Annotated in this window: 13 protein-coding genes; 7 read left to right on the forward strand and 6 right to left on the reverse strand. The window is 42.9% G+C overall.

Going from position 1 to position 12,609, the window contains the following annotated elements; genetic code table 11:
• Window positions 1-113: 113 nt before the first annotated feature.
• Window positions 114-713, reverse strand: coding sequence for a DUF421 domain-containing protein (locus AB5I83_RS11390; RefSeq protein ID WP_448975439.1), 600 nt, complete (start codon window positions 711-713; stop codon window positions 114-116).
• A gap of 105 nt (window positions 714-818) precedes the next feature.
• A complete protein-coding gene (locus AB5I83_RS11395) occupies window positions 819-1,274 on the reverse strand; it encodes an OsmC family protein (RefSeq protein WP_448975441.1) in 456 nt (151 codons plus the stop codon).
• A gap of 256 nt (window positions 1,275-1,530) precedes the next feature.
• Here AB5I83_RS11395 and AB5I83_RS11400 point away from each other — a divergent pair, with 256 nt between their 5' ends.
• From AB5I83_RS11400 to AB5I83_RS11420, 5 genes are all read left to right on the forward strand, one after another.
• Entirely contained in the window at window positions 1,531-3,183 is a 1,653-nt protein-coding gene (locus AB5I83_RS11400; protein WP_448975443.1) for a M20/M25/M40 family metallo-hydrolase, read from the forward strand.
• Between the two features lie 150 nt (window positions 3,184-3,333).
• Window positions 3,334-4,992 (forward strand): glutamine--tRNA ligase/YqeY domain fusion protein, encoded by a 1,659-nt coding sequence (locus AB5I83_RS11405; RefSeq protein ID WP_448975444.1) that lies wholly within the window; start codon window positions 3,334-3,336, stop codon window positions 4,990-4,992.
• A gap of 941 nt (window positions 4,993-5,933) precedes the next feature.
• Window positions 5,934-6,431: a GNAT family N-acetyltransferase gene (locus AB5I83_RS11410; protein WP_448975446.1), complete on the forward strand. Its 498-nt coding sequence runs from the start codon at window positions 5,934-5,936 to the stop codon at window positions 6,429-6,431.
• Window positions 6,432-6,521: 90 nt separating this feature from the next.
• Window positions 6,522-6,872, forward strand: coding sequence for a hypothetical protein (locus AB5I83_RS11415; RefSeq protein ID WP_167833355.1), 351 nt, complete (start codon window positions 6,522-6,524; stop codon window positions 6,870-6,872).
• Between the two features lie 120 nt (window positions 6,873-6,992).
• Window positions 6,993-7,937 (forward strand): Gfo/Idh/MocA family protein, encoded by a 945-nt coding sequence (locus AB5I83_RS11420; protein WP_448975449.1) that lies wholly within the window; start codon window positions 6,993-6,995, stop codon window positions 7,935-7,937.
• Window positions 7,938-7,960: 23 nt separating this feature from the next.
• Here the strand turns inward: AB5I83_RS11420 and AB5I83_RS11425 are convergent, their stop codons facing one another.
• Complete coding sequence (locus tag AB5I83_RS11425) at window positions 7,961-8,770, reverse strand: alpha/beta fold hydrolase (RefSeq protein ID WP_448975451.1); 810 nt, start codon at window positions 8,768-8,770, stop codon at window positions 7,961-7,963.
• Window positions 8,771-8,774: 4 nt separating this feature from the next.
• Window positions 8,775-9,287, reverse strand: coding sequence for an NUDIX hydrolase (locus AB5I83_RS11430; protein ID WP_448975453.1), 513 nt, complete (start codon window positions 9,285-9,287; stop codon window positions 8,775-8,777).
• Window positions 9,288-9,442: 155 nt separating this feature from the next.
• Here AB5I83_RS11430 and AB5I83_RS11435 point away from each other — a divergent pair, with 155 nt between their 5' ends.
• Complete coding sequence (locus AB5I83_RS11435) at window positions 9,443-9,817, forward strand: hypothetical protein (protein ID WP_448975455.1); 375 nt, start codon at window positions 9,443-9,445, stop codon at window positions 9,815-9,817.
• A 169-nt stretch (window positions 9,818-9,986) separates the two neighbouring features.
• A complete protein-coding gene (locus AB5I83_RS11440; RefSeq protein WP_448975457.1) occupies window positions 9,987-11,681 on the forward strand; it encodes a PAS domain S-box protein in 1,695 nt (564 codons plus the stop codon).
• A gap of 42 nt (window positions 11,682-11,723) precedes the next feature.
• On the opposite strand, the gene AB5I83_RS11445 is transcribed toward AB5I83_RS11440, so the two are convergent.
• Together AB5I83_RS11445 and AB5I83_RS11450 are read right to left on the reverse strand one after the other, a co-directional pair.
• A complete protein-coding gene (locus AB5I83_RS11445) occupies window positions 11,724-11,954 on the reverse strand; it encodes an excisionase family DNA-binding protein (protein ID WP_226086992.1) in 231 nt (76 codons plus the stop codon).
• Window positions 11,955-11,960: 6 nt separating this feature from the next.
• Window positions 11,961-12,545: a DUF1836 domain-containing protein gene (locus AB5I83_RS11450; RefSeq protein ID WP_448975459.1), complete on the reverse strand. Its 585-nt coding sequence runs from the start codon at window positions 12,543-12,545 to the stop codon at window positions 11,961-11,963.
• Between the last annotated feature and the right edge of the window lie 64 nt (window positions 12,546-12,609).

The raw sequence follows: 12,609 nt of genomic DNA on the forward strand, positions 1-12,609 counted from the left end.
CTCCCCTTTTTCTTGAAAAAGAAAAAAATCTTCTGCAAAGAAGATTTTCAATGTTATTTCGCATTTCTAAATAATAGCATAGGCCACTGGATAAATAAAAGGGAAATTTTGTTTTATTGAAGGTATTTCGGGTTATCTTGTGGATTTGATTTATTGAGTTCCTTAAAAATATCCGGATTTGCTGATTCCGCTTTGTCTTCCATTTTCATGAGCATTGCTGGAAGATAATCATTCAGCGCCTTTTTAAACTCCCCGATTGTGAGCGGTTTTGCGTCATCCATAAGCTCATAGCCGAGCTGGCCATTAGGCTCGATTGTCGCATATTTAACATCTTCCAGCTTCGTAATCCCTTTATTCCTTAACCTCATTTCCAACTGGTCAACCGTCAGCCGAAGCTTCTTCAAGTTCTTGATATTTAACTGACCATTCTGGATGATGATTTTTGATTTCCCTGTGATGAATTTTTCGAAGAAATTAAATTTCAACTGCAAGTACTCCAGAATCACAATGGCAGCAACAAAGATAGCTGCCCCAGCGATCGCCTTCCACATGCTTTTTTCCACAATGGGCTGGACGATGATGGTACCAAGTGAAATCATGACGACTGTTTGCGCAAGTGTCATTTGAGAGATTGATTTCCTGCCCGCGATTCTCAATAACAGGATTCCTGAAAGGATCAAAAACGCTGTTTGCCAAATAAAAGTGAAATCCATAAGCTGCCTCCTAAAAAATTTTTACCTTTAATTTCTCCATTGCTAAAGTTTTTATGAGTAAAAAAAAAAAACGGCACCTGATTGGCGCCGCCTATTGTTCGTACCTTATAATGCAACTGGTTTTTCGATGATGATTTCTGATTTGGTGACATTCACTGGATTTGAGATGGTATCATCCACCGGACAAGTTTTCGCAATAAAATCTGCTAGTGCCCTGATGTCTTCCTCTGGAGATGGGGACTTTATATAGTAGGTATAGCGAATATCTGAATAACCCCGGCGCACGTCTGACTTGTTCATGAATCCATCCGTATCAAGGTCCCCTTCCAATTCAACCCGGAAATCCTCTAACACCACACCGAATTTTTGGCTGTACACGCGCGCCACGATCGATTGGCAGGCTCCTAACGCACCAAGAAGCATTTCCACCGGATTCATACCCTGGTCGGTTCCTCCCAAATTGGCAGGCTCGTCAATCGTGATATGGAAACCCCTGGCCTGAACATCAACCTTTACACCCTCCTGCAATGCAGCACTGGCTTTGAAAATTTCTTTTGGCATGATATTCCCTCCTTATCTATTACACCTTTATTTTTAATTATTTTTTCAAAAAAACATACACTTAAGAGCAATCTTCATAAAAGGTTCATCATGTTATGTCTTGATTGTGAAATACTCAACAAACTAAAACTATGGACACCTTTTTTCAACTATTACGATAGAGGAATTCCCTTAGTCATTTTTTTCTATTGTATTTCACGTCGATATACGTTAGCTTGATAATAAATCCTGAATATTCTGAAAGGGGATGCTTTGGATGCTTAATTGCAGGGATGAGGTTTTATTTTATACGAAGCAGCTTGTGAACATCGGGAGCATTGTCAATACCAATGGAGAAAACGAGATTGCCCAAGCACTTTATACGATGATTTCATCGTTTCCTTATTTTATAGAGAATCCGACACATGTAATCAAACCGCAAACCCAGAATGATGTGCTCGAACGATATAATGTCATGGCTTTTGTAAAAGGAACAAAAGGGATCAGCAACCGAACTCTCATTTTGATGGGCCATCTTGATACAGTGGGGATCGATGATTTTACACAGTTGGCTGATGTGGCGTTTGACCCAGACCAGCTGCTTGTTGAGTTAAAAAAAGAAAAGCTGCCCCCACTTGTCAATGAACATGCGCAATCAGGAGACTGGATGTTCGGACGCGGAGTTCTGGATATGAAGAGCGGCGTCGCTTCCAATCTTTATCTTTTGAAATACTTTTCCGAGCACCCGGAGGAACTCGATGGCAATCTGGTCTTTTTGGCAGAGTGCGATGAAGAGGACAGCTCGTATGGAATCCTCTCTGGTGTCAAGGACCTCAAGACCTGGAAAGAAGAGCATGGTTTTGAATATGTCGCGGCGGTCAACAGCGACTTTGTTTCCCCAAGATATGCTGGAGACAAGAACCGCTATATCTATAAAGGAACTGTCGGAAAGCTGCTGCCTTCTTTTTACATCACGGGATCTGAAACCCATGTAGGCTCTGCTTTTGAAGGTCTCGATCCGAACTTGATTGCAGCTGAACTGACCAGACAAATCGACTATAACCCTGATTTGTGCAATGAGGCGCTTGGTGAGACGACGATGCCGCCCGTATCCCTTAAGCAGATGGACCTCAAACCAAACTATACCGTCCAAACGGCACTGGCTGCATATGTATATTATAATTTCTTTATCCACTCCTGGACTCCAAAGGATGTTTTAGGAAAGTTGAAAGAGCAAGCTCATATTGCTTTTGAAAAAGCCTTGAAGCTGTACGAGGAACGTTACCTGCAATTTTGCGAAATCAGCGGCGAACCATGCAGGGAACTGCAATGGCAGCCGCGGGTGATGACGTATGAAGAAATGGAAGCTCAACTCATTAAGGCCCATGGATCTGAATACACCGCCCATATGGTTGAATTCAAGGATAATCTTCTTCTCGATGCCAGCCTTGACCTGAGAATGTATGCTGCCAGAGTCGTCGAGGAAGCCTGGAAGTGGATGCCCGACCAAAGTCCGGCCATCATCGTCTTCTACTCCTCCCTCTACTCACCAAGGATTGAAGTCGCTGGTGATACCGAGGATGAACGAAATCTGATTGAAGCTTTGGACGCTGCTGTTAAAGTGGTTCAGCCTGAATACGAGGAACCGATCGTTGTCCGCAGTTTCTTCCCTTATATATCTGATATGAGCTTTGTCGCATTAAGTGATGATGACGAAGCGTTGGACTCTGCGTCCCGGAATAACCCTAGCTGGGGAACGAAATTTTTCGTGGATTACCAGGAAATCCGTGAGTTGAACGTACCAGTCATCAACATCGGGCCATACGGGCTTGACGCCCATAAACGATACGAACGGATGGAAATCGACTACTCTGTTAAAATCGTTCCGAATCTCACTTACGAAGTGATCAGGAATCTTTTAGCAAATTAATCTGCAGGTGCCTTGATTTAAGGCACCTTTTTCCTATTTCACCACTTGTTTTTCCGCTTTTTTCTTATTACTATATAGTTCAGTGGAAATATATTATAGTAATCATTAAAATAAAGATAATGAGACTGATCAAAGGAAAGGCTGATTTAATTGGAAGAAAACTCTAATTTTATAAAAACAATCATTAAGGAAGATTTGGAGAGCGGCAAGCGCGATCAAGTCGTGACCCGTTTCCCTCCGGAACCAAATGGATACCTACATATCGGTCATGCAAAATCCATCGTCATCAACTTCGGCCTTGCAGATGAATTCGGCGGCAAGACCAATCTGCGTTTCGATGACACGAACCCGCTGAAGGAAGACCAGGAATACGTGGATGCCATCAAGGAAGATGTTGAATGGCTGGGCTATGAGTGGGAAGGCTTGTTCTTTGCATCTGACTATTTCGATGAAATGTACGACCGAGCTGTCCTGTTGATTAAAAAGGGATTGGCGTATGTCGATGACTTGTCAGCAGATGAAATCCGCGAATACCGCGGGACACTATCTGAGCCAGGTAAGGAAAGTCCGTACCGCAACCGTTCAGTAGAAGAGAACCTTGAGCTATTCGAAAAGATGCGCAATGGCGAGTTCGCCAATGGAGAAAAGGTACTGCGCGCGAAGATCGATATGTCATCACCAAATATCAACCTTCGTGACCCTGTCATTTATCGTATTTCCCATGCATCACACCACAACACAGGCGATAAATGGTGCATCTACCCAATGTACGCTTTTGCCCATCCACTCGAGGATGCGCTGGAAGGTGTTACCCACAGCTTATGCACAACGGAATTCGAAGACCAGCGTCCGCTATACGATTGGGTTGTCCGTGAAACTGAAATGGAAGCAACTCCGCAGCAAATCGAATTTGGCCGTCTGAACCTGACAAATACAGTAATGAGCAAGCGCAAACTGAAGCAGCTTGTTGAAGAAAAGTATGTCGATGGCTGGGATGACCCTCGCCTGCCGACAATTTCCGGTTTGAGAAGACGCGGCTTCACACCAGAAGCAATCCGTGAATTTGTAAAAGCGGCCGGCGTTTCCAAAGGCTACTCAACAGTTGACGCACAAATGCTCGAGCACTTTGTCCGTGAAGACCTTAAGCTGAAGGCTCCGCGTACGATGGGCGTGCTTCGTCCATTGAAAGTCGTCATCACGAATTATCCTGAAGGCGAAGTGGAATGGCTGGACGCAGATATCAACCCGGAAAACCCGGAAATGGGCACACGTAAAATTCCATTCTCACGTGAAATTTATGTTGAGCAGGACGACTTCATGGAAAATCCACCAGCGAAGTACTTCCGCCTCTTCCCTGGCAATGAAGTCCGTCTGAAGCATGCATATTTCATTAAGTGCAATGACGTCATCAAAAACGAAAATGGTGAAGTCGTCGAGCTTCACTGCACCTATGATGTAGAAACAAAGAGCGGATCTGGCTTTACTGGCCGCAAAGTAAAAGGAACACTGCACTGGGTAGACGCCACGCATGCACTGCCTGCAGAATTCCGCCTGTATGAGCCGCTTATTCTTGATGATGAAGAAGAAAGCCAAAATGAGGCAGAAAACAAATCATTCCTTGATCAGGTAAATGAAAAATCACTGGAAATCGTGAACGGCTACATCGAGCCAAACATGAAGGACGCCAAACCGCAGGACAAATTCCAGTTCTTCCGCCACGGCTACTTCAACGTCGATCCAAAGCACACAACAGAAGACAAGAAAGTCTTCAACCGCATTGTTTCGCTGAAGAGCTCGTTTAAGCTTTAATAATTGGATCAAGTTGGCCTCCCCGGGTTTGTCGGGGAGGTTTTTGTTTGGTGCTGCTTCGGACTTGTGACAGCTTTTCTCCTTTTGATGCCAAACCTGTCTTAAGTTTGCTCTTCTTTTGACAGCTTTTCTCCTTTTGATGTCAAAGCTGTCTTAAGTTTGTTCTTCTTTTGACAGCTTTTAGCCTTTTAATGCCAAACCTGTCTTAAGTTCACTCATCTTTTGACAGCTTTTCTCTTTTTGATCCTGAACCTGTCTGAAGTTTGTTCTTCTTTTGACAGCTTTTCGCCTTTTAATGCCAAAGCTGTCTTAAGTGTGCTCTTCTTTTGACAGCTTTTCTCTTTTTGATGCCAAACCTGTCTTAAGTTCACTCATCTTTTGACAGCTTTTCTCTTTTTGATGTCAAACCTGTCTTAAGTTCACTCATCTTTTGACAGCTTTTCTCTTTTTGATGCCAAACCTGTCTTAAGTTCACTCATCTTTTGACAGCTTTTCGCCTTTTGATGTCAAACCTGTCTTAAGTTTGCTCATCTTGTGACAGCTTTTCGCCTTTTGATGTCAAACCTGTCTTAAGTTTGCTCATCTTGTGACAGCTTTTCGCCTTTTGATGTCAAACCTGTCTTAAGTTAGCTCATCTTGTGACAGCTTGTCTCCTTTTGATGTCAAACCTGTCTTAAGTTAGCTCATCTTGTGACAGCTTTTCTCCTTTTGATGTCAAACCTGTCTTAAGTTAGCTCATCTTGTGACAGCTTTTCGCCTTTTGATGTCAAACCTGTCACAATATCATCGGTTTCTTGACAGCCTTTCCGCGCTCGCCTCCAAACTATCACACGAAGTTTCCCTTCAGTTCTCTCTCTCATAAATACAAATTCTCTTTTTTAAAGGAAATTCGTAATAAATCTCGAACTCTATAAAGCAACGATTTTACAGAGGTGAGCATTATGGAAATTCGGCGATTAAATGGTGGGGATGCTGAAGGTTATCGGGTCCTGCGACATGAGGCTTTGCTTCAGAACCCTGAGGCATTCAGCTCGAGTTATGAGGATGAGATGTATTATGAAGCATCAGATTACAAGCAAAGGCTCAATAGTAAATTCACTTATACATTTGGCGCGTTTGACGAAAACCTACTGGTCGGGGTCGTGACACTTGTTCCAGAAGGAAAAGTGAAGCTGAAGCACCGGGCAAATATCTTTGCCATGTATGTGACCTCCTCACAACGTGGTCGGGGTCTTGGACGGGAACTTGTAACAACAGCCATTCAACAAGCGGCAAAATTAAGCAGCGTGGAACAGATTCACCTCACAGTGACCTCAAGCAATGAGCCTGCAAAGAAACTTTATGCTTCTCTAGGTTTTGAACCATATGGAGTCGAAAAGAATGCTTTGCGGATTGATGGAACTTATTATGATGAAGATTTAATGGTGTTATTTATGTAAAAGGCCTGAATTGGCCTTTTTTTCATGTTTATTTTTTGCTGAAAAAGGAAGTAGGTAAAGGATGAGTCTTTTATTGAAAGGAGATTGCTCATGTTTTTAGATGCTTATGTTAACCAGAAGGTTCAGATTAAACTCAAAAATTTTCCCGATAGCATGATTGGCGATATTACGGGAATTTACCAGCCAGATGAATGGTATCTTGTAAAAATAGTACATGCTGAAAATATGGGGATTTGGGTTGAGAATCCTTGCTATAAGCGGACTCCAGTGCAGAAGGAAGATGGTACCGCGATTCCTGACGAAGACCAGGTGGAGGAAACCTGTATCACCCACATGTTCCTGCGCTGGGATTATATCGCATCCGTGATTACCTTCCCAGACGCAGATCCTAAAGCTGATAAAAAGGCCAAGTTGATCGGGTTCCAGCCTGATATTGATTAACAATGAATAGGAACGCTGCCGGAAATCTGGCAGCGTTTTTTATTGCTTCGACTCACTAAACTATTTAATAATTAAAATTATCTGTATAATAGTTTTCAAATGAATTATTGGAGGTCCCTCATGATAAAAGTTGGAGTAATCGGCCTTGGAGCAATTGGCCAGCGTTTGATTAAAGGTTTTCAAGAACACCCGGAGATGGATATTGCGGCTGTCTGTGACGCGGCTGAAGATAGAGTGAAGGAAACGGCAGCCGAACTTGGTGGGGTTCCAGCATTCACGAATCATCAAGAAATGCTTGAGAACTCGCAGTTGGATCTTGTTTATGTTGCTGTTCCCCCTAAGTTCCACCATGCCGTAGCATCTGATGTACTTGCGAAAGGAATACATATTCTTTGCGAGAAGCCGCTGGCAAACTCTGTAGAGGAAGCTGAAAGTCTATTAAAACAGGCGCAGGATGCGGGTGTCGTTCATGCGATGAACTTCCCGTTGAACTATAGCGCTGGCAGCAAGACGTTCGAAAAATTAATTAAGAGTAACTATGTTGGCAACCTGAGAAGGGTTCAATTGAAGATGCACTTCCCGCAATGGCCGCGTCCATGGCAGCAGAATGCATGGGTTGCGAGCAAGGAACAGGGTGGCTATGTTCTTGAGGTTGGCGTCCATTTCATCCAGCAGCTACAGAAGATTTTCGGAGATGTAGAGGTAAAGGATGTCCACATTCAATTCCCTGATGACCCGCACGCGAGTGAAAGTGCAATCCTAGCAATCTTGAAGCTGGCAGACGGGGCTCCGGTTCTGATTGATGGCATGAGTCAAATTGCCGGCAAAGAGGAAATTGCGTTCACAGCTTATGGTGATGAAGGAACATTATCACTCCTAAATTGGGGGCAACTCGAAGGCGGCAGACTTGGCGAGGAAATCCTGCCACAGGAAGCTGATCACTCCCTGACAGATTCATTGGTTGATAATCTTGTAAAAGCAATCAAAGGCGAAGAAGCGACGATCATTGATTTTGCCGCTGGTTATGAGGCACAGATTATATTGGAACAACTCCGGAAAGGTTGAGAGCGCATATTTGCGCTCTCTTTTTAATGACTGCCACTCAACCAATCCGCCATTAAATTCTGAACAACTTCACGCTTCTCAATTTGCAGCATATGCCCTGCCCGATCCAATACAGCCAGTGTGGATTTCGGAAACTTTTCTAGTAAAAACAAATGATCTTTATAGCCGCAAATATAATCCTGTTTTCCGAGGATAAACAGCGCTGGATTCGGTAGAGTTTGCACATCGTGAAAAGGTTCCTCATCCAGGTAATAGCGTTTTGCCTTCCAATCCGAAGCAAGAAATTCACGATTGGCCAAAATTCTGCCAGGCTGGACCTCCTTCATGAAGGCAGCTAATACCGCTTCATTTTGATAGATGAATAGAGTCTCGAATGCAGCCCGGATATCAGGCTTAAGACTGGAAAGCAAGTCTTCATCCCTCTCTAAAATAACTCTTTCAGGTACATCCCTCTTCTTTAGGTGAAGTGCCGGTGCCAATAGACAAATCCCTTTTACCTGGGACCTCCTGTTATGAAATATTCCTTGAGCTAAATATCCGCCAAACGATGCACCGACAAGTGAAAATTCTCCCTCTCCAAAAGTATCATCAATAAAATCAAGCAGGTTTGCGAGCAAATCATCGGTCGAATTCACATGGTCCTCAATAGCACTCCGGCCATGCGCTGGTAAATCAATATATACTCTTTGAAAGCCTACGACCTTATTAAAAACAGGTTCCAGCCATCCTTTCATGGAACGATGGTCTGTACCCATAGCATGAAGGATCAGCAAGGGAAACCCATCTCCAATGACTTCATAATGAATAGTGCCCTTTCTTACTTTGCAATCCACAGCTTCATCTCCCCCGGCCTTTAAGGCTCCTCATCCATCCATCGTCCCACTGGAACTCAGTCATTTCACTATCACTTTTCACAAAAATGCTCTCGGGATAAGGCAGTGCCAATTCTGGCTTGTTTTCCGAACTGAAGTAACGTAGTTCCGCAGTTTCGCTGTCGATGGGATTGTGCTCTCCCCCGACGGGTCTGCAATCGAAAACGAACACCACATATTCAACCTTGTGGCCGTTCGGATATTCATAACGGAACTCTTTCCCGCCAAAGACACCGAGTAATTTTTCTGGTAAAATATGAAGCCCTGTTTCTTCCCACACTTCGCGGACAACGGCTTCAGCCGGTGCTTCTCCTAGTTCGATCGCTCCTGCAGGCAAGCTCCATTTTTCACCATTCCCTTTGTTCTGGAATAAGATTTCTCCAGCTTCATTCCTGACGATCCCTGCCACACACGGCATAAAAATTAGGTTACTTCCCACTTTATCCCTAAGATCTTGATAGTAATTCGACATTCCCATAATTTGTGCACACCCCCTGGTTATCCATTCGGCGCAACACCAGTTTTTTCCTCCTTTAGGCAAATGCCTATCACTCTCCGCTTTCACCTACATACTTTATAGAGAATTTATCGCCAGCTCTCAGGCAGATTTTTTACCAAAAGGAGTGTGCCCGCATGTATCAACAACACTATAGTTACAACCCGAATCAATTTGATCCTTATACTCATTATGATTTCAACTATTATGCGCACCAGCAGGATCCGTATGATTTTGATCGACAGCCTGCTCTCGAGCGAAGAGTGAATCAGCTTGAAAGGCAATTACAAGTTCAAAAAACAGAGCTAGATAGGCAGAATAAAGAAATTGGCCGCCAAAACAGGGAGATTTCCCGGCTTAACAGAGAGATTGGCCGTTTAAACAATGAAATTACGCGATTAAATCAGAACGATGAACGGCATACACGCCGTTTGAACCGTTTGAACCAGAGGCTGCGCACTGTTGAAAACCGTTTGAATATTCCTTTTCAGGCAACGGATGGAGATTTTTAAAAAACACCAAAGGACCGGATTCGATTTCGGTCCTTTGTATAATTTTCCAATTGGAACAGAAGATATATTGTAAATAATCCTAATTTTATAGAACAAAATTGTGCTACTATAGAAAAGTAACACTAATTTCAAAATGCGTGAGCTTGATGCTTACTTTAGGAGTCAAGAGATGAAGAAAAAGCAATATGTCCTTATCTTTTTCATAATGAGCATGGCCTGGATTTTTGGTACAAACTATTTACTGAATTTATACGCTCCTTCTGAATTTGTTGCCATAATTGAACATACGAAGGAAGTCCTTTATGTATTGCTGGCAGGTTGGTTTTTCTATTTTTTCATCTCGAAGATGGAGGAATTGAGTGCCTCCAAAGAAGAAGAAGAGCGTTTATCCACATTGATCAATTCAATGGTCGATTTCGTCAACTTCAAGGATGGCGAAGGCCGGTGGATTCAAGCCAATGATTTTGGCTTGAAATTGTTTGATATTGAAAATGTTGATTATAGAGGAAAGAAAGACTCGGAGCTTGCCGAGTATAGCAATTATTTCAGCGATGCATTGAGATATTGTGAGATCTCCGATGAAGAAGCATGGAAAGCAGGCGGAATCATCCGTGTCGAAGAGGTACTTCCGCAGCCTGATGGAACGACCAAGACGTTCGATACGATTAAGGTCCCTCTTTTTAATGATGATGGAAGCCGACAAGGACTTGTCATCATCGGCCGGGATATTACCGAACGAAAAAATGTTGAAACTCTTCTCGAAGAGAGCAGGCAGCAGTACCGGTCATTATTTGAGTACAGCCTGGATATTGTTTCCATGCTCGACTTGAATGGTACAATTACCAACCTGAATCCTCAATTCGAAAAAATCACCGGGTACAGCAAGGAAGAATTTATCGGAAGAAACCTGGCAGACTTACTTCCTGATTCCCACCGACAGATTGTCTTAGATAAGATTGCCTGTGTGGTAGAAAATCAATGCCCACAAACGTTTGAGCTCGAATTACTGCATAAGAACGGCAAGCCATTGATTTTCCAAAGCACGTCCCTGCCGATCATTGTGAATGACAAGATTGCCGGGATCATTTGCAACTCAAGGGATATTACTGAGCTTCGACAAACAGAGGAGCGCCTGCGAAGAACGGACAAGCTCTCAGTAGTGGGTGAACTGTCCGCGAGCGTGGCACATGAAATCCGTAACCCGCTCACTTCCCTGAAGGGGCTTGTCCAGCTGCTGCAGATGGAAGATGAAAAGCATCAGCTGTATTATCAGATCATGATCGATGAACTGAACAGGATCAACCATATCGTCAGCGAATTGCTGTTGCTGGCCAAGCCGCAGCAAATCAAATATACGGAAGCCGACATGCAGGTCATTTTACATGATGTTATCTCTCTTTTAAAATCAGAAGCGAGCCTGCATAATATCCAAATCGAATTCCATGTCCAAAGTCATCCTGTCATGATTGAATGTGAACCGAACCAGCTCAAGCAATTGTTCATCAACATCGTAAAGAATGCGATTGAAGCATCTTCAGCCGGAGATGTTGTCACAATCTCACTTCAAAACCATGACAACAAGGTAACGGTTATGGTCAAAGACGAGGGAGTGGGAATATCGAAAGAGCTTCTCGAAAGAATCGGTGAACCTTTTTATTCATCAAAGGAAAAAGGTACTGGCCTCGGTATGACAGTCAGCTTCAAAATCGTCCAGTCCCATAATGGCACAATCAAGTTCAAAAGCGAACCTGATATAGGGACAGAAGTGGTCGTTCAATTGCCAATCAAGCATGGAGATAAAGTGACCGGTCTACAAGGCAATAAAAGCGAAAGCTCATTGGTTAGCCAGAAAATTAACCCATAAAAGCACAAAAAAACGCGAAAGGATCAGTCCTTTCGCGTTTTTTTAATCCTCATCTTTAATGTCGATATCCTCGGGAACAGGTTCATTCATTATTTCCTCAACGAGCTTCTTATACTTCTCTACCTGTTTCAAATGCGTATTGAATTGATCCTTGTAGATTAAATATTGTTCGCCATCGTGAATGGCTCTTATTTTTCTTTGGAAAATCATATTTTCCACCTGTTTCTCCGGAATCGATAAGTATTCTGCTGCTTCTATTACTGTCAAATACACCCTTATTCAGTCCTTTTTCTTTTTTTCAGCTGCAAGTCTGTCAACAAGCTTTTCCGCTGTCCTTCTGTAAAAGTTGCTTATATTAATGAGCGATGCAATCAGAAGGATCGTTTCAAGCTCATCTGGTTCCTCTGCCTCAAGGCTCTCCACTTCTCGTTTCACTTCATGCTGAGTTTTAAGAACATCCTCATTAAAAATCTCTATGTTTTTCTCATGCAAATTCAAGAAACTTTGATAAAAAGGGCCAAGTAGAATTTCACCCGACAAAGCCTTCTCATTGATCCCTTCGAGAGTCTGCTTAATATCCTGTATGGACAACCCGCCCTTCAGCTGATAAATCAGGCTGATCAGGATCAAGTGTTCCTTCGAATACTTTTTATTCTTGATTGGAAAAAACAGTTTCCCCTTCGCGTAATTATTGATCATTGTTTTAGTGAGGACCTTTTCATCCTCATTTCTCGTGGAACTGCCGAAGTTCTTTTCGAATAGCTGGATGACCTGATCCATGTACAAATCGATCTCCGGAATGTCTTCAAGCGAGATATTATTTTCAAGATTGAGTTCAGTTAACAACTGTTCTAAATTATCCACTATAAACTCCTCATGTTTTTATTTTATTATAATGCAAAAAAATAAAGACGTAAACATTGACTAC

It is taken from the genome of Mesobacillus sp. LC4, from assembly GCF_053543455.1.

Coding starts and splice junctions, on each gene's coding strand:
- AB5I83_RS11440 (WP_448975457.1), top strand. CDS start 9,987: ATGAAGAAAAAGCAATATGTCCTTATCTTTTTCATAATGAGCATGGCC.
- AB5I83_RS11420 (WP_448975449.1), top strand. CDS start 6,993: ATGATAAAAGTTGGAGTAATCGGCCTTGGAGCAATTGGCCAGCGTTTG.
- AB5I83_RS11415 (WP_167833355.1), top strand. CDS start 6,522: ATGTTTTTAGATGCTTATGTTAACCAGAAGGTTCAGATTAAACTCAAA.
- AB5I83_RS11410 (WP_448975446.1), top strand. CDS start 5,934: ATGGAAATTCGGCGATTAAATGGTGGGGATGCTGAAGGTTATCGGGTC.
- AB5I83_RS11430 (WP_448975453.1), bottom strand. CDS start 9,287: ATGGGAATGTCGAATTACTATCAAGATCTTAGGGATAAAGTGGGAAGT.
- AB5I83_RS11400 (WP_448975443.1), top strand. CDS start 1,531: ATGCTTAATTGCAGGGATGAGGTTTTATTTTATACGAAGCAGCTTGTG.
- AB5I83_RS11435 (WP_448975455.1), top strand. CDS start 9,443: ATGTATCAACAACACTATAGTTACAACCCGAATCAATTTGATCCTTAT.
- AB5I83_RS11390 (WP_448975439.1), bottom strand. CDS start 713: ATGGATTTCACTTTTATTTGGCAAACAGCGTTTTTGATCCTTTCAGGA.
- AB5I83_RS11395 (WP_448975441.1), bottom strand. CDS start 1,274: ATGCCAAAAGAAATTTTCAAAGCCAGTGCTGCATTGCAGGAGGGTGTA.